The following is a 23,021-nucleotide window of genomic DNA, read 5'->3' as shown; positions in this document are numbered from 1 at the left end:
AGCGGTCACAAATGTTGAAGAGCGCAGAGGTGTGATTATGCAAAAAGCGCAAAGTGCCACTGACACAGACATTTTTAGCAATTCACCTTAAAATGCCCGACGCTCCACTTTTTCCATGGATAAAACTCGATGAGTTGAACGCCCCACCTCAAAAAGCCCAGCAGCCAAATTGCGCATCCACACCGAACTCAACAGAATTAGAAGTCTGATCTCCTGTTGAGGCTAGTACGACTCGGCAATGCTTGAGATTTAAAAATGAACACGCAGCCACAACGCTCTAACTCAAGCCTGATGACTCATGATTCTTCAGAGGTCGAGACATCCAGGGCGACAGTCGCTATTTTGCTTTGCACCTATAACGGGTCAAGATTTCTTGGCGAGCAACTAGAGTCGTTTGTCAGGCAAACGCATAAAAATTGGGTTATTTATGCGTCCGACGATGGCTCGAACGATGACACGTTGGCCGTGCTGAATAACTACCAACAGGTCTTAGGAAAGAACCGTCTGATCCTGTTGAGCGGACCGCGCCAAGGTTTTGCCAGAAACTTTCTATCACTGATTAAAAATCGGGCAATCATCGCCGACTACTTCGCATTCAGTGATCAAGACGATATTTGGTTCGAGGACAAGCTTGAACGAAGTATCGCCAAAGCTGCTATTCCCCAAAGCACTCCTGCCCTTTATTGCTCCAGGACACGCCTGATTTCGGCTGACAAACAGGTACAGGGCTACTCGCCCCTCTTTTCCGCTGCGCCTGAATTCGCCAATGCCTTGGTTCAGAGTATCGCCGGGGCAAATACCATGCTCATTAACACCCAAGCACGCGAATTGCTTTCTGAAACGCCGGATGACGCAGTGATCGTCGCCCACGACTGGCTGACCTATCTGCTCGTCACTGGATCCGGCGGAAAAGTCTTCTACGACCCGCAGCCGACTCTTGATTATCGCCAACACAACGAGAACCTCATCGGCGCAAATAACGGGTTGCGGAATCGATTGGTCCGCCTGGCAAAAATGTGCACGGGGAGATTTAGTGAATGGAACACCCATAACCTGCGAATTCTGAAGAGCTTCCGCCTCAGGCTGACCCCTCAAAGCCAACAGACGATGGAGCAATTTGAACAAGCTCGCCGAAGCTCGTTTTTTACGCGGCTTTACCTGATGCAGAAATCGGGAATTTATCGTCAAACGCTGCCAGGAAACATCAGCCTGTTCGTCGCGGTTTGCCTAAACAGAATTTAAGCAAAGTACTCGAGAACAAGCGCTTGGGCGACTCTTCTGTCAGGTAAGCACCATAGGGCATGGATGCCTCTGCGCTTCACATATGGTAAGGTGCCGCCCGCCAACGGCGAAGGCTTGTCGAGGGTTCCCCAAGCCTAGCAAAATGATGGCGCTGCTCACTCAGTGCAACCGACATCAAGCACTGGGTTTGCCCAATTTTATCTTCAGATTTCGCCTTTTCGATCGGCGGTCGATGGCCCCGGTTTCTCTGTAAACCAGACGTTGGACTCAGTTCGACCCTTGGCAACATTTAGAACAGATTCTTCGAAATAGCCGCGATCTAGCGTTAAAAAGACACGATATTAAAAGTTTTTGTAATGACTGAAGGAACGAAATGAAACGAGATGGAACGATTTCCACTGCAGAGTCAGGTGACGATAAAACTATGCGTGAGATCAGCCTCTTCAACTTTCCATCAGCGCGCCCAAAAGGGCCGATAAGCGTCTACCTGCCAGAACCTGTATCCCTAGGTCTAGCTGCGCATCTCAGAGTTTTGATGACTCTGCCAAGCGCCTCATGAAAATGGCAATCGCAATGACATCACCCTATCTTCTGGTTATGAATCAATGACGATAAAAACAACACCGCTGACTATCCCAGAGGTAATCCTTTTTGAGCCAAAAATCTTTGGTGATGCAGCAGGGTGTGAAATCCAGTTCGTCCAAGACAATCATTCACGCTCGGTGAAACGTGTGCTACGCGGACTTCACTATCAGACCCAGCAACCTCAGGGCAAATTGGTTCGCGTAACGGCCGGTGAAGTCTTCGACGTCGCGGTTGACCTGTGTAAAAGCTCGCCCACTTTCGGCGAAAGGGTCGACGCCTACCTCAGTGCTGAAAACAAGCATCAGCTATGGATACCTGAAGGGGTCGCTCACGGCTTCGTTGTTCTGTCGTCTAGTGCCGAGTTCTCGTACAAAACCACCGACTATTACGCGCCTTCCTATGAGCGCAGCCTGGCATGGAACGATCCTGCCATCGGTATCGACTGGCCAATTGAGGGAGCACCGACCATGTCCGTCAAAGATCAGGCAGCAGCCCTGCTCGAATACGCAGAGGTGTTTGCCTAATGAATCCCCATCTATCTCCAGCGGGCGGACCTGTCAGCCTGATCAAAAGCTTGTGGCAGAATCGCCAACTTATTGCACAAATGACCAAACGTGAGGTAGTCGGGCGCTACCGCGGTTCAGTAATGGGTCTGGCATGGTCCTTCTTCAATCCTATTTTGATGCTGGCTGTTTATACCTTTGTTTTTTCTGAGATATTCAAAGCTCGATGGGTAGGCATGGATACCGGCAAGGGAGGCTTTGCGATTTTGCTTTTCGTGGGCATGATCGTTCATGGACTGTTCGCCGAATGTGCGAACCGGGCACCTTCACTGATCCTGACAAATGGAAATTACGTAAAAAAGGTAGTTTTTCCTCTGGAAATACTTCCTGTCATTACCCTGGGCTCAGCCTTGTTCCATAGCAGCATCAGCCTGGTGGTTCTGTTGATCGCCCAAGTGGCCTTGACGCATACAATGGAATGGACGGCATTACTATTCCCACTGATTCTAGTGCCACTTCTATTAGCGACTTTGGGATTCAGTTGGCTTTTGGCATCGCTCGGAGTGTATTTACGAGATGTGGGGCACGTCATCGCGGTTCTCACCACCGTGCTGCTGTTTTTGTCACCTGTCCTATACCCCGTTGCGGCGCTGCCCGAGATATATCAGCCTTGGCTCCGGCTAAACCCACTGACCTATATCATTGAAGAAAGCCGAAATGTTCTGCTTTTCGGGCATTTACCTCAGTGGGATAGCTTGGCCATAGCAATGCTTATCGGCGCATTCATTGCCGTAGTTGGATTCTGGTTCTTCCAAAAAACACGCAAAGGGTTCGCTGATGTCCTCTGAAAATGTCGCAATCAGCGTAAAAAATATCTCCAAGTGTTTTTATACCTACGAAAAGCCTCGGGACCGACTAATGCAGGCCATCATGCCCCGCCTTCAACGCTGGGCGGGTGACGAGGTCACGACATACGGCAAGGAGTTCTGGGCACTACGCGATATCAGCTTCGACGTAAAAAAAGGAGAAACCGTCGGAATCGTTGGTCGTAATGGCTCCGGCAAATCCACGCTTCTGCAAATCATCTGTGGCACTTTGACCCCTACTACCGGTTCAATCGAGACTCAAGGGCGCATTGCAGCACTCCTGGAGCTTGGCTCCGGATTCAATCCGGAGTTTACGGGGCGCGAGAATATCTATCTCAACGCAGCTGTACTGGGCTTGACTCGGGAAGAAGTGAACGAGCGTTTTGACGCGATCGCAGGCTTCGCAGATATCGGAGAATTCATAGATCAGCCTGTCAAGGCTTATTCAAGCGGTATGGCGGTGCGACTGGCATTTGCTGTACAGGCCCAGGTTGATCCGGAAATTCTAATCGTTGATGAAGCCCTTTCCGTTGGCGACGCCCGATTCCAGGCCAAGTGCTTTGAACGGCTGCGACAACTCAAAGACAACGGGACCAGCATTTTGCTGGTTACCCATGCCAGCGAACAGGTGGTCACTCACTGCTCTCGTGCGATTCTGATCAACCAAAGCAGAATCGAGCTCATCGGCGAATCCCGGCCGGTCGTCAATCGCTACATGGATATTCTTTTTGGCCGCGAAAAACGTCCGGAAAAAAAGGATGCGCAAGAATCCGATACACCTCTGCCAGTCCACACTCCTGAGACTATAAAGCTCAGTTTCGAACAAAACGCTTATGCGAGTCGGCCGGGGTACAACACCCATGAATATCGCTGGGGAGACGATGCCGCAACCTTACTGGATTTTCATTTGAGTGCGGCAGGTCGCGAGTACCCCAATACGATTGAATCGGGTGAGGACATTACCCTTAATCTTGCGATTCAATTTAATCATATGATCGTCAATCCGATTCTTGGCTTCACCATTAAAACCAAAGAAGGGGTAACGGTTTACGGTACTAACTCATATCTACTGGATTGCGAATCGGATCAAACGATCGGTGCGCCGGGCACCCAAGCCACGGCGTGCCTGAAGTTTGTTAACCGACTTGCAACAGGTGATTACTTTATTTCCGTAGGTATCGCGTCAAGATCCGGTGAAGATATCTTGCCTCACGACCGACGCTACGACTCTATTCACTTTGTCGTAGCGCCCACCCCAAAAGTGTTGGGCTTGATAGATCTAGGTGCCTCCATGGAAATCAAATTGGTAACTGAAAATGTTTGAACTTGATCGCTACGGGTATACCCGCGACGAACAAACCGGTATATGGGTACGCTCAGATTATCAAGGTATCGCTTACAGTGACGGTGACAAAACTGAAAACAAACTCGCCGCAATTGTTCGCGACGCCGAGGATGTTTCAGTTCTATCTGAAGAGCTTCCTCAACATTGCACCGATTGGGCGACGCTTTACCATCTAAGCTCCATTCGCGGCAACATCCTGCGTCCTTTCGAACACCTGCTCAAAGGCAAGGTCCTAGAAATCGGCGCGGGGTGTGGGGCGATAAGCCGATTCCTAGGCGAATGCGGTGCCCAACTGCTGAGTCTCGAAGGCAGCCCTCGACGCGCCTCGATTGCTGCGAGCCGTACACGTGGACTGGAGAACGTAACCGTTCTCGCGGAACGCTTTGACGATTTCAAGACCGACGAACAATTCGACACGATCACGCTCATCGGCGTATTGGAATACGCGAGCATGTTTAGCAAAGATGCTGACCCAGCCTACACCATGCTCCGACGGATTCGGGAACTGCTCAAGCCTGACGGCCACCTGTTCATCGCCATCGAAAACCAATTAGGGCTCAAATACTTTGCCGGCGCACCGGAAGACCATCTAAACATCCCCATGTACGGTATTGAGGGACGCTATACCCAAGGGCAGCCGAAAACCTACGGACGTAACGAATTGGAGCGATTGATTGAACGCGCAGGCTTCTCTACAACGACATTCATGTCGCCGCTGCCGGACTATAAAATGCCAAACTCCATCATCACCGAGGCCGGCTACGCGTCGCAGTTGTTCGATGCGGCGGCGCTCTCCTGTCAAAATGTACGCAAGGATCGACAGCTACCCAACTCGACCCATTTCGATCTAGAAAAGAGTTGGCCGGTTGTCATCGAAAACGATTTGGGCATGACGCTGGCGAACTCGTTTCTGGTGGCGGCATCCAACACCAGAGAGTCGCCTGTCGATGAAAACATCCTAGCGTATCATTACAGTACCGGTCGCAGATCTGTGTACTGTAAAGCGTCGGTCTTTCGAGCAACCGAGCAGGGCATTGAGGTCCATTACAACCGCTTCGCCGATAACGCAGACGCAGACGCAGACGACAATGTGAATTTCAAACATGTCCTTCCTTCTTCCGATCGCTATGTAAAGGGGGACGTTCTCAGCCGGGATTTCTTGTTACTCGCCGCCAGGCCGGACTGGAGTGCAAAGGATTTCCATCCTTTAATGGCGCGCTATGTCAGTATTCTCCTGGCACTATCAGATAAAAATTCCAGTGAGTCGATGACCTGTGCAAACACCCGCCTGCCAGGTCACTTCATCGATGCCGTTCCACAAAACATCATCATTGACGCAACGGGATCAGCCACGCTGATTGATATCGAATGGCAGTTGACCGATGGGGTAGAGCTTGGTCACCTGCTGCTGCGTGGGCTTCTTTTGCTGATGCCTTCGCTGAACCCTCAATCCCATGCAGCGACCCAGCTGACTCGTCAATCTTTTGTATCGTCCTTGCTTGAAAGTGTCGCAATACACCTGAATCCCGATGACATTGATCGCTACGTCCAGTCTGAAGCGAGGTTCCAGCAAGAAGTTACAGGTCGGCAAGCGGAGCTCTTCCTGAACTGGCATCCAGAGGAAACGATTGGTGAAGTACAAGCATCCGTGCCGATAGAAATGCTTGCCATATTGTATTTCGGAACTGCCGAAGGAGACTTCGTCGAAACAGCCAAATCCACACAAGTCCTCCAACACGGGCGCCAGAGCATTTCATTCGACTTGACTCATCGGTCGGAAAATCAATGTTTGCTGCGGTTCGATCCAGTAAACGCTAAAGAAGCGTTCATCATTCACAGCATCACGATAATTTCATCCTCTGAAACGATCTGGGCTTCTCAGAATGACTTTATCAACTTCTCAGGCGTGAGCTTCGTGCCAGGCGATCACGACGGTTTACTCTTCGTATCGCTCAACGACGATCCCAACATCCTCCTGCCCGTGCGTCTAGACACCCTCCAAGATCTCGAGCCTGTCAGTCTCATTGTTGACCTCACACTCTTAACGAAAACCTCAACGTCCACTGAGATTCTGACCTCCATCAGCTCATCCAGTATGATGGCAGCGGAAAAAGCGCAACTGAACGAAGAGCTTCTGAATCAACAACAGGCTCGTATCCAGGAACTGGAAAACCGGCTCGCGCTGCTACAGCATCAAAAGGATACCCATACCCAAGAACTGGAGAGCCGACTCGCGCTGCTACAGTGTCAAAAGGATACCCATATCCAGGAACTGGAGAGCCGGCTCGCGCTGCTACAGAGTCAAAAGGATACCCATATCCATGACCTGAACTTAAACATCATTTCAATGCAAAGTTCAACAAGCTGGAAAATAACTGCTCCGCTACGGCGCGTCCTGCGTATCGCGAAACGATTGAGAAAAACGTTGCGAGTACTACCCGCGGTCATCCGGAAGGGTGGCGGATTTAAGAGCACGGTTAAAAAAACAATGGCCGTATGGCGTGAACAAGGAACCCGGGGACTTATTGAACGCTTGCGCTGGCTGAATAGATCCAGCCAATTCGAATTCGTTGGACAGGAAACCCGTGAAGTTACCGATCGGAATGATTATCTGACCTGGGTCAAATACTACGACACACTGGATGATAATTGCCGTGAGCGTATCAAGGAAGACATCAGAACATGGAACCAAGCGCCTCTTATTTCAATAATCATGCCGGTCTACAACCCGCCCCTGGAACTACTTCAGGAGGCTGTAACGAGCGTACTTGCCCAGCTGTATCCCAATTGGCAGCTCTGTATCGCCGACGATGCATCGACCGATCCCCAAGTCATCGAATACTTGGAGTCTCTCTCCAGCGAGGACGAACGGATCAACGTGACAATGCGCTCGGAAAACGGCCACATTTCCCAAGCCAGTAGCACAGCATTGGAATCTGCCCTAGGCAGCTACATCGCACTCATGGACAACGACGACCTGCTACCCGAGCATGCACTGTATTGGGTAGCCCGGGCGATCATCGAAAACCCGGGGGCTGGGCTGATCTACTCCGATGAAGACAAGATCGACAACCAGGGAACACGCAGTAGTCCCTATTTCAAGTCTGAATGGAACGAATTCCTGTTCCGCTCACAGAATATGATCTGTCATCTTGGCGTTTACCGCCGCGATCTCATTGAACAGGTCGGTGGATTTCGAGTCGGATTTGAAGGCGCACAAGACTACGATCTTGCGCTCCGGTGCTCCGAGCAGCTTGCTGAAAACCAGATTGTTCATATCCCGAGAGTCTTGTATCACTGGCGAATCCACGTCGGCAGTACCGCCATGGCGGGGGATGAAAAGCCCTACGCGGCGCTCGCGGGGGTCAAGGCCCTCGACGAGCACCTGCAACGCAAAGGCAATATTGGCAAGACAGAGTTACTGCCAAGGGGAATGTACCGTACCCACTACGCGTTGCCGGCGCAGCTTCCTCTTGTCAGCCTGATTATCCCGACCCGGAACGCCTACGCGCTAGTGAAGCAATGCATTGACAGTATCAAGACGCTGTCCAGCTATAGGAATTTCGAAATAATACTGATCGACAATGGATCGGATGATCCGGAGTCTCTGGCCTATTTCTCGGAGCTGGGCAACGAACCCAACATCACTGTTTTGCACGATGACGGACCATTCAATTATTCAGCTCTGAACAACCGCGCTGTCCGAGAGGCACGTGGCGAGCTGATCGGCTTGATCAACAACGACATCGAAGTCATCACGCCGGAGTGGCTTGAAGAGATGGTTGCGATTGCACTGCAGCCAAGCGTGGGTGCCGTCGGCGCACGATTATGGTATCCGGACGATCGCCTCCAGCACGGTGGTGTACTGGTCGGCCTTGGGGGAGTGGCCGGCCACTCCCATAAATACCTGCCGAAAGGTGACTTGGGGTACTTCTGCCGCGCGGCGCTGATTCAGGAATTCTCGGCGGTCACCGCCGCCTGCCTGATCATTAAAAAATCGATATTTGATGAAGTGGGCGGTCTGGACGAAGTCAATCTGAAGGTCGCCTTCAACGATGTGGATTTCTGTCTGCGAGTACAGGAGGCCGGCTACAAGAACGTTTGGACGCCATTTGCCGAACTGTATCACCACGAGTCAGCCACTCGTGGCTTGGAAAATACACCTCAGAAACAAGAGCGATTCATGAAAGAGGTGAATTACATGAAGTCCCGCTGGCCTGATATACAAAATGACCGGGCTTACAGTCCGAACCTGACCCTGAACTATGAAGACTTCAGTCTGGCTTGGCCGCCCAGAGTTGAATTCTGAGGCGAACCAAGGTTTGTCCAGCGCCGATCGCCTTTCAAGACATCAATGGAAAGAAATTTATGATCGCAAATCAACATATTGCCGTCGTCATACCCTCCTTTAAGGTAGTACGGCATATTCTCCAGGTAATTGCGGAGATGCCAGAGGAAATAGACAAGATTTACGTAGTGGACGATTGCTGCCCGGACAAATCGGGCGATCATGTCGAGGCACACTGTACCGACCCACGAGTGATGGTGCTGCGCTGTGCCAGCAACCAGGGTGTAGGCGGTGCAGTGATGACTGGCTATCGTCAGGCAATTGCTGATGATATGACAGTCATCGTCAAGGTCGACGGCGATGGGCAGATGGACCCGACCCTGATCCCGGCTTTTGTATCGCCCATACTCAACGGTGATGCCGACTATGCCAAAGGTAACCGTTTCTTCGATCTGGAAGAGATTCGACAGATGCCGAAGATGCGTTTGTTCGGGAATGCTGCACTGTCTTTTCTGACGAAATTGTCGTCCGGTTACTGGGATCTTTTCGATCCCACTAATGGTTATACGGCTATACATAGAGACGTGGCCCGGCACTTGCCCATGGAGAAGATCAGTAAACGCTATTTCTTCGAAACGGACATGCTCTTTCGCTTGAACACGCTGCGCGCCGTGGTCGTCGATATCCCCATGGACGCCAAGTATGCAGACGAAGAAAGCAACCTAAAGATTTCAAAAATCATCGGCGAGTTTTTCATCAAACACATGCGCAACACCTGCAAGCGAATCTTCTATAACTATTATCTGCGCGATATGTCCCTGGCCTCTCTGGAGCTCCCGATCGGGATTTCGATGATCGTCGTTGGTGGTCTATTTGGTCTTTCTCATTGGATAGGTTCGATGCAATCGGGCGTGGCGACATCCGCCGGCACGGTCATGCTTTCGGCATTACCGGTTATTTTGGGAACTCAATTTGTGCTCGCCTTCATCGGCCATGATGTGCAGTCCGTTCCCAAGCGAGCCTTTCACCTCAAACAACGAACAATCTCCAGCAAGCCTACGGTGAACTCATGATCTATTTTATTGCCTTGATCTGTGTACTGGGTATTGCGGCTGGTCAGATTCTGTTCAAACTGAGTGCAACCTCATTACAGAAAAGCGGGAGTCTCTTCGACCTCTCCACATTGACAACCTTATTTTTTGCATTCGCCCTGTATGGCATTACCACCATCGCCTGGGTATGGGTTCTGCAAAAGATTGAACTGGGCAAGGTCTATCCGCTCATGGCGATGGCCTTTGTACTGGTACCAATAGGCAGCCATTTCTTTTTTGGCGAACGCTTTCAGCCGCAGTACTTCGTTGGTGTCGCCATGATAATGGCAGGCATCGTCTTGGCGGTAAAAGCATAACACCAACAATCCATGACGAGCCCGATGTACTTATGATTCATCTACCGCCTACTTTCACCAACAGTTCAAAAGCCCCATTTCGGCTTTTTTTGTTCATTGTATTAATTTTTAATTTATTTATCGCTGGGGCTACTGCTGCGCAAGCGGCACCCCATAACGATGCAGAGGGGTTCATCGATGCGCTCGTGATCAAGGATGAACACATTGCGGCCCAAGGATGGATAGGTGCCACCCAGTCATCTATCCAGATCGTCTCCCTTGCCGTCTGGATAGATGAGCAGAAAATATCCGAAGGTCCCTTTGAGCGTTTCGAACGGCCGGATGTTGTGCAAGCGACTTCGCGTGCCGATTGGCTCCGCTCAGGTTGGCGAGTGAACATAAAAATCCCTGATGATATTGAGCCAGGCTCCCACACCATCAAGGTTGTTGCAAAACTCGATACTGGCAAAAATCAACTGATTACCGGAAACGAGTCGACCCGATCCATTATCATCCCCAGGGACTTCAATAAAGATAAAACCAGTGTTCGGCTGGTTAAATTGCTTCTGCTCTCGATATTTTTAACGCTTGTTATCACCTTTATCAAAGTCGATTATCTTTCTGCCAAACTAACAGCAAGGTTGTCGGGCGTTGTGACAGCCCCCCAGCTGTTCGGGTTTAGCCTAATTCTGGCCTTCATCGGTCTGGTAGGGATAGGCATAACGGGATCCTCACTGAACTTTGGTCTTGCTCAAGCTCCGACAGTTGAGGCGAAAATTCTCAATATCGCTGGACAAGATCGTGGAATTCGCAGCGATGAGTGGCTCGTGCTCACGCCTTTGGCAATCGCCCAGTACAACCATCAGCCCGCCAACCCGGTGGTAAACAGTAACCACGGTGAAGACGGGCAAAACATGTTGATCGTGGGCATGGCCGGCGTCCCGGTTGCACACATATCGGCCATTGCCAAACCCGCCACATGGGGCTATTTCGTTTTCGACCTGAAACGCGCGCTGTCCTGGAACTGGTTATTTCCGGTATTTTCCTGCCTGATTGCACTGTGGGCCGTCCTGTGTGTGCTGATACCTGGCCAGTGGCGCGCCAACTTCCTGCTTTCACTTCTGTTTTCGACATCGCCTTATGTAGTGGCCTGGTCCAACTGGCCGGCCTACGCGGTCTTTTTTCCCTCCGTGGTATTTCTCTGTGCGAACTACATAATTCGCCACAACCCGCTCTCAGGCAAACTAGCGGCAGCGGTATTGATGGGTATCGCTTTTAGCGGATTTGTATTTGTACTTTACCCACCTTGGCAGGTCTCACTTGGGTATATTTACCTGGCTTTGATAATTGGCCTCTTGATCAAAGAGAAACTGTATAGGAACTTCGACAAGCCCGTAATAGCCTGTATTATTATTTCGCTCGTCGTGTCAGCTGCCATAATCATACCGTGGTGGCTGGATGCCCGTACCGCTATCCAAGCCATGGAAAACACTGTTTATCCAGGCCAACGGACAACAGTGGTTGGTGGAACCATGTCGCTTTCCACTTTGTTGCGAGGCTTCACGAACCTGGCCACAATGCAGGGCATTGTGAGCCCGTATAGCAACGAAAGCGAAATCGCTTCTTTTTACTACCTCCTACTGCCCTTGGCATTTCTTTTCGCGGTCAATGCCTACCGCCGTAGTCTCAATGCACTAGAGTGTGCGCTAGCGCTGGCAATCGTCTTTATCTTGGTGTTCATGTTTTGGGGGGTTCCGACGGCGCTGGCCAAGTATTCTTTTTGGGGAAGAGTTCCAGCCAATCGTGCGGATCTCGCGCTTGGGCTTTCCTGTATTATCCTGACAGGGTTATTGTTTAAACATAAAGTCAGCGCGAGCAATCTTCACAGAGGGCTGTCTTTGTTGTTTGCGGCAGTATGGACGTACATCATCTACCGCGCGGTTAACAGTCTCGACGATTCAATCCTCGCTACTTTTTCTCCAAACGTACAAATTGCAACCATGCTAGTAACCCTTGCAACAGGTTACTTTCTCGCCGTCACACAATTCAAAAACTTCATCGCTCTCAGCTTGGGACTCACGATATCTACCACTCTCACCTTCAACCCCATAAATATTGCCCCTGAGGCGCTGAATAATAAGTTCATCCCCTTGAAAACTTCTGAGGCTCGGCCTTCACGAATACTTGTGCTCGAAAATATGACACCAGCCATGTATTTGGTAGCAAGTGGCAACGCTCTTGCCAACGGGATATATTATTATCCACAGTCGTCGCTATGGAAACGCCTAGACATCAAGGGAACAGAATCGAACACCTACAATCGCTACCAGCACCTTACGTACCTATCTGGGCAATTGAACGGTAACGATACTTATATCATTGAGACACCAAGACCCGATGTAGTAGTCATAAGAGTGGATCTTGAAAAATTCGACTTCAAGCTTAGCGGTGCTACCACGGTTGCCGCTCCTGTCGCGGATCGATCGGCACTAGATAGGAACTCAAGCTTATCTTTCATAAGAACCGCAGATGGATGGAGCTGGTTCGATATCACCGAGAAATAGCCCCCCACAGCTAATGCCAGTCAACAATGTTGACTGGCATTTTCAAGCTGTATACATTGAGCGAACACAACGACATGGAAGTATGGCGTAATTCTGGCGACATGACGCGCCTGCACCGGTTGACAAGTATGAAACCTCGCTGCCTTGAACAAGTCGCTCGCTTCGCCAAACGTGCAGTCTTTTACCGGAGTGTGCAGAGCACTCACTGTGAAAATCAAAACCTCGTCACGCGCTGCCTCACTCACACATCTGCAGACGATTATTTAGATATTCCCCGCGTACGCTGGTCTGTCCCAACACGTCTGATGAACGCCGGACAACAAACCAATTCTATAAATTTTACAAGGGTCGATACCTCGGCGAGCAACGCTAATCATTTTGCTTGCCGCGAAGCTACGAACGCATCGCTGAGTAATATCGGTCAGGTCAGTAATGTTGCGAGCAACTACTGCCTAGGAATGGATAGTATTTATTCTGCAAGAGTTTTTGGAAACTGAAGGATTATGAATCATGATTAAGCGCTTACGCCAAGAAAATTATCGCCAGAAAAACGAGTCATCAGAGGTCATAGACAGACTTCAGAAACAACTTAAAGACAACGAAGAAGCCCACAGGAACGATCTCACTCAACGAGATACACACATCCACAACTTGAATCTCACAATCAGGGAAATTCAAGGCTCGACGAGTTGGAAAATCACTTCCCCGCTCAGAAAAATAGTGAGCGCTATAAAACGTATCGTAACTGGTAGTTCCAAAGGCACTTATCAAGTGCAACCCATCGTGACGCAGGATAATTTACGCCTAGAACCGTCCCACGATATAACCAGCGAAGTCCATCTGGAACACAACTCCTACACGCAGTGGATTCATAAGTTTGACACGCTCAATGACGTCGACCGCCTTTGCATGCATGAGGAAGCTGGAACGTGGAGGTCTAGGCCGCTCCTTTCCATAGTAATGCCCGTTTATAATCCCCCCATAGACATGTTGCGGGAAGCCATCGACAGCATAAAATTTCAAACTTATACAAACTGGGAACTCTGCATTGCTGACGACTCATCGACTGACCATAGAGTCAGACGCTTTCTGGAGCACAGTGTCGAATCCGACCATAGAATAAAAGTTATTTATCGCGAGGAAAACGGCCATATATCCCAAGCCACAAATTCAGCACTTGACATTGCTACAGGCGAATTCATTGTCCTCATGGACAATGACGATATAATTGCCGAGCATGCTTTATTTTGGGTTGCAAAGACAATCAACGCTCATCCTAACGTTGCCATCCTTTACTCGGACGAGGACAAGATAGACGAGCTTGGCAACAGGTCTGCACCGTATTTCAAATCCGACTGGAACCCATATCTATTCCGCTCGCACAATATGATCAGCCATTTAGGCGTTTACCGGAAAGAACTGGTCGACAATGTGGGACGATTCAGAATTGGAATGGAGGGCTCTCAGGATTACGACTTGGCGCTAAGATGCATCGAGCAGGTTGACGCCACCCAAATCATTCACATTCCGCGTGTACTCTATCATTGGCGCATGCATGCAGGCAGTACTGCAATGTCTAGCAGTGAAAAGCCTTATGCACAAACGGCCGGTAAGAGAGCGCTTGATGAACACCTGCATCGATCTGGAATAGCCGGTCATGCAGAGCTTCTCGATTTTGGCATGTATCGCATACACTACGATCTTCCAAAAAACGAACCTCTCGTCAGCTTGATAATCCCCACCCGCAATGCACACCACCTAGTAAAACAATGCATTGAAAGCATCCACCATAAAACAATTTACAAAAATTACGAAATCATACTGATCGATAACGGCTCTGACGATAAACAATCGCTCGAATACTTCGAAGCACTATCTAGAATCGAAGGCATCCGCGTTATTCGTGATGACGGGGAGTTCAACTACTCGGCTCTTAATAACAAGGCTGTGAAGCTTGCGAACGGGGAGTACATCGGATTAATAAACAACGATATCGAAGTTATCAGTCCAGAATGGCTCAATGAAATGGTTTCGCTTGCCGTTCAACCCAACGCAGGGGCGATCGGCGCTCGGCTATGGTACCCAGACGATCGCTTGCAACACGGTGGCGTCATCATGGGGCCGTTAGGTCTAGCAGGACATGCACACAAAATGCTAACTAGGGGCCATCATGGGTACTTTGGCAGGGCCTCGCTTATTCAGGGACTATCTGCCGTCACCGCAGCATGTCTTATAGTCAAAAAGTCGATTTTCGAAGAGGTGGAAGGGCTCAATGAGACGCAACTGAAAATCGCATTTAATGATATAGATTTATGCTTGAAGATTATGGAGGCAGGTTATCAAAATATCTGGACCCCGAATGCAGATCTTTATCATCATGAATCTGCAACTCGAGGCTACGAAGACACACCGGAAAAAATAAAAAGATTTGAAAGTGAAGTAAGCTATATGGTCAATCGTTGGAGTAAAGTTATTAAGCACGATCCATTTTACAATCCAAACCTGACGCTTTCCGCCGAGGACTTTTCTCTGGGTTTTCCGCCGAGAACAAGTGAGAACTATTAATCACTGAGCCTTTTCAATACAAGGGCTGCTTGAAACCAAGCATCCCTCGCTGAACAGCGGCTCACAAAGATGACGCTGCGGGCTCATCGGTGGCACCCAATTCAGATTTTTACCTTCGTAGCAACAATAATCAAGAGTGCATACGATATTACGAGTGCCACTGCCCCCGGCAAGATCCCCAAACCGGCGAGAATGGCCATGGGCATCAACCAAGCTACATTGATGCATACAACCCAGCCAGAAATGAACAAGTGACTTTCATATCGCCTCGCAGCCTGCTGATAAGCATGTTGATTATGTGCCTGATGAAGACGTTCGCCTTTCAGCGCACGGATTACCAAGGTCAAAGTAGCATCGACAATGAACACGCCGAGCATGATCAGCCAGGACCAAAGCAGATTGGCCCCGTAGGCGGCCGATGAAAGAGCGAGAATGGCGAGGATAATTCCCAGAAATCCGCTGCCTGCATCCCCCATGAAAATACGCGCAGGTGGAAAATTCCAACAAAGAAACCCTGCCACTGCCGCCGTCAGAATCAACGGAGCCCAGATCAGCTCAAGATTCCCACTTAACCAATAAACAAGACACATCCCCAGGCAAACACTAATCGCCTCCGCACTCGCCAATCCATCTATACCGTCCATGAAGTTATAGAGATTGAGCATCCAGACCAGATAAACCAACGCCAGGACATTACCGAACCATCCCAAATCAATATTAATACCGAACAGCTCAACAGACGGAAGACCGTTCAGCCAGAACAGTGCCCAAGCCGCAACGATGAAATGCCCTAGCAACCGCCATCTGGCAGCAATATGCTTATGGTCATCGGCAAACCCGATAACGGCAACAAGCAGTCCCGCGCCAAACAGCCCATACAGTGCCGCGGGACTTAACATCTTCATGCCGGCCAAGACTGGCAGCGCTAGTAGAAAGGCGACAACTATGGCCACCCCCCCCCCCCGCGGAGTAGGAACAGAGTGCGAACTACGGGCGTTAGGTATATCCATCAAACTCTTAATCAAGGCATAACGACGCAGAATAAACGTCAGCACCCAAGAAACAGCGAATACCGCGACCAGCAGCCACCAAACAGTCATTTCGTTTTCTTTTCCAGATAATGGCCAGCGGTTTGACGCATAGCTGTGTCCAGGTTGATGGGAGGCATCCATCCCAATAATTCGTGATTTTTGCTGATATCGACTTTCAACGAGCCACATATGCGCTGAGCGACAGCTTGTTTGCCCAGTGTTGAGGCTACGAGTTTCAACAGCCACTCAGGTAGAGGCAAGAGTCGGACAGGTTTGCCTAACGCGTTGGATAGACGACGCAGCAGTTGAGTTGTGGACAGGTCTTCGCCGTCACTCGCCAGAAAAATCTGATTGGCTGCGGCGGGATGATCAATGCAAGTAACTATAAGGCTCACCAAATTTCCGATTGCTACCAGGCTACGCTGATTCCGAATCAAGCCAAGTGGCAAAGGAATTCCTTTATTGAGCCAACTCAGCATGCTCAGAAAGTTGGCTTTCACGCCAGGACCGTAGACCAGTGATGGACGGATGATTACCACTTCCATGCCGGTGTCGCGTCCTAGTTGCTTCAGCGCTTCTTCCGCTTCGTACTTGGACACACCATAAGAATCCAGCGGATTTGGCTGATCATCGGCTTTGAATGGTTTACCCGCGAGGGTACTTTCGCCGTTCACCTTGATCGAGCTTATGAATATAAAACGCTTTACCCCTGACGCCGCAGCGCACTGAGCTAGTTTGAGCGTCCCTTCTACGTTTATTTGGCGATACTCTGCCAATGCATCCGCAGCGGCTTCATTCATGACATGCACTCGGGCAGCGGCATGAACGACTACTTGAACATCATCGAGTACAAGCTGGATCTTGGGGTGGGTGAGATCGAATGGCACCACGCGACACAATCCACGCAGCCGGGTTGCGCCGCGTGCCGCCGCAATTGGGCAGAACTGCTTATCGACCAACAACCTAAAAACCAACGCCTCTCCAACGAAACCGCTAGCCCCCGTCACTAATACCTTCGAGGCGGTCATTTAGCTTTCCTTCCTATCAATGCGGTCGCCCAGCAAATACAAAAGAAAAACACTTTATCCCGTACCCGCCTTCGACAACGCCAAGCACTGAAGGAAAGTTTGATGAGTTGTATACGGCGTAAACTCAGCCATGCCCGCACGAAGGGATCTGCACCCTGCCCCACCAAGCGCGCAATTAATCGAACCTGATTGAACCACCATCCGTCATGAATGATTTTGTAGCGGGCAATAAGTGGACTCAAACCTTTGTTGGCACCTACCTGATTACGCTCGTGCTGACGATAATTCATGGATGTCTCAGGGTCGATGTACCAGCGGTAACCATGACGACGGGCAAAAGCGTAGCAGTACCAGTCGTGCAGGCTGACTTCCTGCAATTTCGGCCAATTGGCAAGCATCGAAGACTTAAGCTCATCCACGAGACTTTTGCTCATCACATAGGTACAGCCCGGCCCGGCCGCCTCGAACAGATAATCCCACTCGACCTGAGGCTGCGCCTTATCCAGCAAATGGGTTTTGCCGTCTGGCCAGAAAGCCGTGACGTTACTGGAGTAGGCATCGACCTGACGACTTTGAATCGCATGGGCCGCACGCTGGAGCTTATCCGTGTGCCAGACGTCATCCTGATCGGCGAAGGCAACCAGATCGTAACCTTCGAATTCAACATCACGGATGAGTCTAAAAAAATTGCGCGACGCGCCACCGAAGGATCCGGCGGCAGGCAGCACAATGACGCTTGGATGCTGATCGGCGTAAACCAAGCACCAAGACTCAGTCCCGTCGGTTGAGGGGTCAACACTGATATAGACGGTTACGTCAACAGCTGACTGATGGAGAATCGAGGTCAACTGCTCCTCGATCCATTGCATGCCATTGTAGGCAGCCAGCAAAACCGCAACCTTGGGATGTTTTACTGACATGCCATTCCTGCTTGAACCGGTTAAACGCTGCTGTTCGAAGGATTGAGCCTCTGAATCAGTGAGAAGGCGAGTCCAGCAACTTCTGCAAGTACTGACCGTACCCAGTCTTCTTCAGAGCGTCAGCTTGAGCGCCAAGCTGCTCGGCAGTTATCCAGCCATTGTGGTAAGCGATCTCTTCCAAGCAAGCCACTTTCAAGCCTTGACGCTGCTCAATGGTATGCACGAAGTGACTGGCTTCAAGCAACGAATCGTGAGTACCAGTATCGAGCCACGCAAAGCCACGGCCCAACATCTCGACATTAAGTGACTTGCGCTCAAGATAAACACGGTTTACATCCGTAATTTCCAACTCGCCCCGCTGTGAAGGTTTGATATTTTTGGCTATTTCAACCACTTCATTATCGTAGAAGTACAACCCAGTGACTGCGTAATTAGACTTCGGCTTGGCCGGTTTCTCTTCGATGCTAAGTGCTCGACCCGAAGCGTCGAACTCTACAACACCGAAACGCTCTGGATCGGATACGTGATAGCCAAACACTGTCGCGCCGCTTTTCTGTTCAGTGGCCGAACGCAGGTTGTCAGAAAAATGCTGACCGTAGAAAATGTTGTCGCCGAGGATCAGACAGCACGGATCTTGACCAATAAATTCCTCACCGATAATGAAGGCCTGGGCCAAGCCATCCGGAGTTGGCTGCTCTGCATAAGTCAATTTAATGCCATACAAACTGCCATCGCCCAACAACTTGCGAAACAGCGGCAGGTCTTCTGGAGTGGAGATGATAAGAATCTCGCGCATCCCTGCCAGCATCAATACCGACAGCGGATAAAAGATCATCGGCTTGTCGTAGATCGGCAACATCTGCTTGGACACGCCAAGGGTCAACGGATGCAGGCGCGTGCCCGACCCACCTGCGAGGATGATGCCTTTACGATTTGTCGTGGTCATTTGTTCAGGACTTCCCTAAGCATTCGGGTTACACCACTTTGCCAATCCGGCAAGTGTAGAGAAAAATTATCGCGGAGCTTTTGAGTACTCAATCGCGAATTGAGAGGGCGGCGTGCAGGGGTAGGATATGCTGACGTATCAATTGGGTTGATCGCCGTAACAGCGAGTTCCTCATCATTGGCCTTGGCAAAATCGATCACATAGGTGGCGTAACCGTGCCAAGACACCTCACCCGCCGCAGCCAAGTGATAAAGGCCGGCCAGTTCGGGTTGACGCTGAACTCGCTGAATGGCCAAGGCGGTGACATCGGCGATCAGATCAGCCCCTGTTGGCGCCCCGATTTGATCTGCGATAACGCTCAGCGTTTCGCGATCCTTCGCCAGGCGTAGCATCGTCTTGGCGAAGTTATTACCTCGTGCGCCATAGACCCAGCTAGTTCTGAAGATCAGGTACTTACAGCTCGAAGCAATGATAGCCTGCTCGCCCGCCAGTTTGCTTGCACCATAGTGATTGACCGGAGACACCGCAGCTGTTTCAAGCCAAGGGGTTTGCCCCTCTCCATTGAAAACGTAATCAGTGGAGTAGTGAATCAGCCACGCGTCCAGTGCTAGCGCCTCTTCAGCCATAACCTGACTGGCCAGGCCGTTGACACGGTCAGCCAGCTCGGTTTCTGACTCAGCCTTATCGACCGCTGTATAAGCAGCAGCATTGACTATAACGTCAGGTTTAATCTGACGAATAGAAGCACGCAATGCTTCAGGATCAGACAAATCTCCGCTCAAACCATTGGCCGAATGGCGATCCAGTGCAACTAGATCACCGAGCGGTGCGAGCGCGCGTTGTAACTCCCAACCTACTTGGCCGTTTTTTCCAAGAAGAAGAATTTTCATGCTTTATTCGAACGACCGGCGTAATTCTGGTCGATCCACTGCTGGTAGCTACCGCTCTTCACGTGATCTACCCACTCAGTGTTGGTCAGATACCACTCAACTGTCTTGCGAATACCGGTTTCGAAAGTCTCTTCCGGCGTCCATCCGAGCTCACGCTCGATCTTGCTTGCGTCGATCGCATAACGCAGGTCGTGACCTGGACGATCTTGCACGTAAGTGATCAAACTTGCGTGTGGACGGTGAGCCGAATCAGGACGCAACTCATCCAGCAGCGCGCAAAGTGTGTGCACAACCTCGATGTTTTGCTTTTCGTTATGACCGCCAATGTTGTAGGTCTCACCCAGAACACCCTCGGTGACGACTTTGTACAAAGCACGTGCGTGATCTTCAACATACAACCAGTCGCGAATCTGATCGCCCTTCCCGTAAACCGGCAGCGGCTTGCCTTCCAGCGCATTAAGAATGATCAGTGGAATCAATTTCTCAGGGAAGTGGCACGGGCCATAGTTATTCGAGCAGTTGGTGACCAAAGTCGGCAGACCGTAAGTGCGCGCCCAGGCACGAACCAAGTGGTCGGAACTCGCCTTACTCGCCGAATACGGCGAGCTTGGTTGATACGGAGTGGTTTCAGTGAAGAGATCTTCTGGGCCTTCGAGATCACCATAAACTTCGTCAGTGGAAATATGGTGGAAGCGGAAATTGGCCTTGCGTGCATCATCCATGGCAGCCCAATAGTGGCGCGAGGCCTCCAGCAGGGTGTAGGTACCAATAATATTGGTCTGGATGAACTCGGACGGGCCAGTAATAGAACGGTCAACGTGCGATTCGGCAGCCAGATGCATGATTGCATCCGGTTGGTGCTCACGCAGGACGCGATCAATTTGTTCACGGTCGCAGATATCAACGCGCTCGAACGCATAACGCGGATCAGGACTGACTTCAGCCAAGGACTCTAGGTTACCGGCATAAGTCAACTTGTCGACGTTCACGACAGAGTCAGTAGTATTGGAAATGATGTGACGGATGACTGCCGAGCCGATAAACCCGGCGCCGCCGGTAACTAAAATTTTCACGCGAAACCATACCCTTGAGTTGCTGACAGTGTCACCAACGAGCACCGTCTGATCCATGGATGCAAAAGCCGCCTAACATGGGGCATTTGTCAGAGTCAGTCTGAATCGATTTTGGGAATTTTCCATTATCGAACAAGGGCTGCATTTTACAGCTTAATGAACGTTTTACTAATGGATATAGACAAGCAGTGAGGCGACTCGATGGACGTAACAGCCCCGCTTGCTAGACGAGGCGTTTGCGCGCCGCTCTGGATGAACGCCCAAGCAGCCAAGCGAGCATAGGCCCTATCAACATACCGACGAGAAGCGCTGCCACAACAAGCAGGGAAACTGGCAGTTCTGGCCCAGCCCACCCTAAAAACAACAGAGAAACCGATTGCTGGTTTTCGAGAATAAAAGCCAGGATAGCCAACACCAGCAAGAGAACAAAAACGCCAAGCAGTACACGCTTAAGATTACGCATTGGCGCCCCCTTGAATAGAAATAGCGAAGATCAAACCCCCTCCTCCTCTTCCTCATTCACCCGATCACGCAATTCCTTGCCCGGTTTGAAATGCGGAACGAATTTTCCGTCCAGACTCACCGACTGACCGGTTTTAGGATTGCGCCCAACGCGCGGCGCGCGATAGTGCAAGGAGAAGCTGCCAAAACCGCGGATCTCGATTCGATCACCGGTGGCCAGACATTGAGACATTTGTTCAAGCATGGTCTTGATGGCCAGCTCTACATCCTTGGATGAGAGCAGCCCTTGATGGGTGACAATTCGTTCGATCAACTCCGACTTCGTCATATTTTTCCCTTCTTTTTCAAGCAGCTAGATCAGCGCTTGAAAGGTTTTAGCACGCCCGGAAGATTTTGAACAGCCCAGGGATTGACATATCTTCCTGCGCATTGAAACGCCCGTTTTCAGGGCACAAGCTCTATAAACGCCCACCCTATCGACACATCACCAACATCGTGCGCGTCAGGTAGCCCGCAGGATTGAAGCCAAAAGGATACTGATCATCATCCTTGGCATCATCGGATCTGGTAATGACCTTGTAGCCTGCGCCTTTGCATTCTTTTGTGGCGCGCTTTTGACACTTCTCCCAACTCGAGCCCAATCCCGAGCAATCGACCTCGATGCCGCTGACGCCGCGCACCACATGCGTCTTGGCGCTCGTGGCGCAGCCCGCCAACATCAGCACACCGACCAACACGATAAACTTGTTCATTCACTTCCTTATGCCAGGCAATCTGCCCGACTACTGCGATCTTCAGCCTAAGCCTAGTCGCGAATAGACGATTGATCCGAATAAAGAAACAGACAATTGAGTAACAAGATTGGTTTCACGCGAGAGGTGCCTCTCCACCAAATCGCAGGCACAAAAAAGGGCGACCGAAGTCGCCCTTTTTAATGATCAAGCAGAACTTAGTTCTGTTTGGCCATTGCCTGGCGCAGCAGTGCCGCCATGGTGGTGTCGCCAGTAGGAGCTTCTTCAGCTTTCAGGCTTTGGATAGCTTCTTTCTCTTCAGCATCGTCTTTCGACTTGATGGAGAGCTGGATTACGCGGCTCTTGCGATCAACGCTGATGATCTTGGCTTCTACTTCTTGGCCTTCTTTCAGAACGTTGCGCGCGTCTTCAACGCGGTCACGGCTGATTTCGGAGGCTTTCAGAGTCGCTTAGATAAATTAGGCCAGAACCATTATTGCGCCTTTTGCGTCAAAATAATTAAAAGTGCCATTAAAGATGGCGCCATTTTCGTTAAATTTAACGTACTCGGATAAACGATAGCTTTCCACTTGCT

At 50.5% G+C, this 23,021-nt stretch carries 19 protein-coding genes and 1 pseudogene; 10 read left to right on the top strand and 10 right to left on the bottom strand.

The features are described 5' to 3' along the window. Positions 1 to 255: 255 nt before the first annotated feature. The 10 genes from ACIOMO_RS14510 (at position 256) to ACIOMO_RS14465 (ending at position 15,345) form a co-directional block, all read left to right on the top strand. On the top strand, positions 256 to 1,242 hold the full coding sequence (locus ACIOMO_RS14510) for a glycosyltransferase family 2 protein (RefSeq protein WP_401241534.1): 987 nt from the start codon (positions 256 to 258) through the stop codon (positions 1,240 to 1,242). Positions 1,243 to 1,853: 611 nt separating this feature from the next. Continuing rightward, positions 1,854 to 2,351 carry a dTDP-4-dehydrorhamnose 3,5-epimerase gene (rfbC, locus tag ACIOMO_RS14505; protein ID WP_401241707.1) on the top strand — a complete coding sequence of 166 codons (498 nt, stop codon included), beginning with the start codon at positions 1,854 to 1,856 and terminating at the stop codon, positions 2,349 to 2,351. Further along, positions 2,351 to 3,178 (top strand): ABC transporter permease, encoded by an 828-nt coding sequence (locus ACIOMO_RS14500; RefSeq protein ID WP_401241531.1) that lies wholly within the window; start codon positions 2,351 to 2,353, stop codon positions 3,176 to 3,178. The genes rfbC and ACIOMO_RS14500 overlap by 1 nt, the downstream gene beginning before the upstream one ends. Next, on the top strand, positions 3,168 to 4,520 hold the full coding sequence (locus ACIOMO_RS14495; protein ID WP_401241529.1) for an ABC transporter ATP-binding protein: 1,353 nt from the start codon (positions 3,168 to 3,170) through the stop codon (positions 4,518 to 4,520). Before ACIOMO_RS14500 ends, ACIOMO_RS14495 begins: the two co-directional genes overlap by 11 nt. Then, positions 4,513 to 8,850 carry a glycosyltransferase gene (locus ACIOMO_RS14490; RefSeq protein WP_401241527.1) on the top strand — a complete coding sequence of 1,446 codons (4,338 nt, stop codon included), beginning with the start codon at positions 4,513 to 4,515 and terminating at the stop codon, positions 8,848 to 8,850. Before ACIOMO_RS14495 ends, ACIOMO_RS14490 begins: the two co-directional genes overlap by 8 nt. 59 nt (positions 8,851 to 8,909) lie before the next feature. Next, positions 8,910 to 9,902: a glycosyltransferase family 2 protein gene (locus tag ACIOMO_RS14485; RefSeq protein WP_401241524.1), complete on the top strand. Its 993-nt coding sequence runs from the start codon at positions 8,910 to 8,912 to the stop codon at positions 9,900 to 9,902. Further along, positions 9,899 to 10,237: an EamA family transporter gene (locus tag ACIOMO_RS14480; protein WP_401241522.1), complete on the top strand. Its 339-nt coding sequence runs from the start codon at positions 9,899 to 9,901 to the stop codon at positions 10,235 to 10,237. Before ACIOMO_RS14485 ends, ACIOMO_RS14480 begins: the two co-directional genes overlap by 4 nt. Positions 10,238 to 10,269: 32 nt before the next feature. Beyond that, the gene (locus ACIOMO_RS14475; protein WP_401241519.1) at positions 10,270 to 12,780 is read left to right on the top strand and encodes a hypothetical protein; all 2,511 of its coding nucleotides are present in this window, start codon (positions 10,270 to 10,272) and stop codon (positions 12,778 to 12,780) included. Between the two features lie 74 nt (positions 12,781 to 12,854). Next, positions 12,855 to 13,277 carry a hypothetical protein gene (locus ACIOMO_RS14470; protein WP_401241518.1) on the top strand — a complete coding sequence of 141 codons (423 nt, stop codon included), beginning with the start codon at positions 12,855 to 12,857 and terminating at the stop codon, positions 13,275 to 13,277. A gap of 13 nt (positions 13,278 to 13,290) precedes the next feature. Then, positions 13,291 to 15,345, top strand: a complete 2,055-nt coding sequence (locus ACIOMO_RS14465) for a glycosyltransferase (RefSeq protein WP_401241516.1) — start codon at positions 13,291 to 13,293, stop codon at positions 15,343 to 15,345. A gap of 101 nt (positions 15,346 to 15,446) precedes the next feature. On the opposite strand, the gene ACIOMO_RS14460 is transcribed toward ACIOMO_RS14465, so the two are convergent. The 10 genes and pseudogenes from ACIOMO_RS14460 to ACIOMO_RS14415 all read right to left on the bottom strand — a co-directional run. Then, positions 15,447 to 16,445, bottom strand: a complete 999-nt coding sequence (locus ACIOMO_RS14460; RefSeq protein WP_401241705.1) for a glycosyltransferase family 4 protein — start codon at positions 16,443 to 16,445, stop codon at positions 15,447 to 15,449. Beyond that, on the bottom strand, positions 16,442 to 17,404 hold the full coding sequence (locus ACIOMO_RS14455; RefSeq protein ID WP_401241513.1) for a UDP-glucose 4-epimerase family protein: 963 nt from the start codon (positions 17,402 to 17,404) through the stop codon (positions 16,442 to 16,444). Before ACIOMO_RS14455 ends, ACIOMO_RS14460 begins: the two co-directional genes overlap by 4 nt. Then, the gene (locus ACIOMO_RS14450; protein WP_401241511.1) at positions 17,401 to 18,324 is read right to left on the bottom strand and encodes a glycosyltransferase; all 924 of its coding nucleotides are present in this window, start codon (positions 18,322 to 18,324) and stop codon (positions 17,401 to 17,403) included. Before ACIOMO_RS14450 ends, ACIOMO_RS14455 begins: the two co-directional genes overlap by 4 nt. A 55-nt stretch (positions 18,325 to 18,379) precedes the next feature. Then, positions 18,380 to 19,270 carry a glucose-1-phosphate thymidylyltransferase RfbA gene (gene rfbA / locus ACIOMO_RS14445; RefSeq protein WP_401241508.1) on the bottom strand — a complete coding sequence of 297 codons (891 nt, stop codon included), beginning with the start codon at positions 19,268 to 19,270 and terminating at the stop codon, positions 18,380 to 18,382. Beyond that, complete coding sequence (gene rfbD, locus ACIOMO_RS14440; RefSeq protein WP_401241506.1) at positions 19,267 to 20,160, bottom strand: dTDP-4-dehydrorhamnose reductase; 894 nt, start codon at positions 20,158 to 20,160, stop codon at positions 19,267 to 19,269. The genes rfbA and rfbD overlap by 4 nt, the downstream gene beginning before the upstream one ends. Beyond that, positions 20,157 to 21,233, bottom strand: coding sequence for a dTDP-glucose 4,6-dehydratase (gene rfbB / locus ACIOMO_RS14435; protein ID WP_401241702.1), 1,077 nt, complete (start codon positions 21,231 to 21,233; stop codon positions 20,157 to 20,159). The genes rfbD and rfbB overlap by 4 nt, the downstream gene beginning before the upstream one ends. Before the next feature lie 223 nt (positions 21,234 to 21,456). Beyond that, positions 21,457 to 21,696, bottom strand: coding sequence for a LapA family protein (locus ACIOMO_RS14430; RefSeq protein WP_401241503.1), 240 nt, complete (start codon positions 21,694 to 21,696; stop codon positions 21,457 to 21,459). Between the two features lie 30 nt (positions 21,697 to 21,726). After that, positions 21,727 to 22,023 carry an integration host factor subunit beta gene (gene ihfB, locus ACIOMO_RS14425; RefSeq protein ID WP_003189779.1) on the bottom strand — a complete coding sequence of 99 codons (297 nt, stop codon included), beginning with the start codon at positions 22,021 to 22,023 and terminating at the stop codon, positions 21,727 to 21,729. 145 nt (positions 22,024 to 22,168) lie between these two features. Then, a complete protein-coding gene (locus ACIOMO_RS14420) occupies positions 22,169 to 22,447 on the bottom strand; it encodes a hypothetical protein (protein ID WP_212543750.1) in 279 nt (92 codons plus the stop codon). Between the two features lie 197 nt (positions 22,448 to 22,644). Next, positions 22,645 to 23,021, bottom strand: a pseudogene (locus ACIOMO_RS14415) (S1 RNA-binding domain-containing protein); the annotation flags it as partial.

Origin of the sequence: Pseudomonas sp. NPDC087804, assembly GCF_044742965.1 — a bacterium.
GTDB classification, from domain to species: Bacteria; Pseudomonadota; Gammaproteobacteria; order Pseudomonadales; family Pseudomonadaceae; genus Aquipseudomonas; species Aquipseudomonas rustica.
This window is presented reverse-complemented; position numbering and strand designations above follow the sequence as displayed.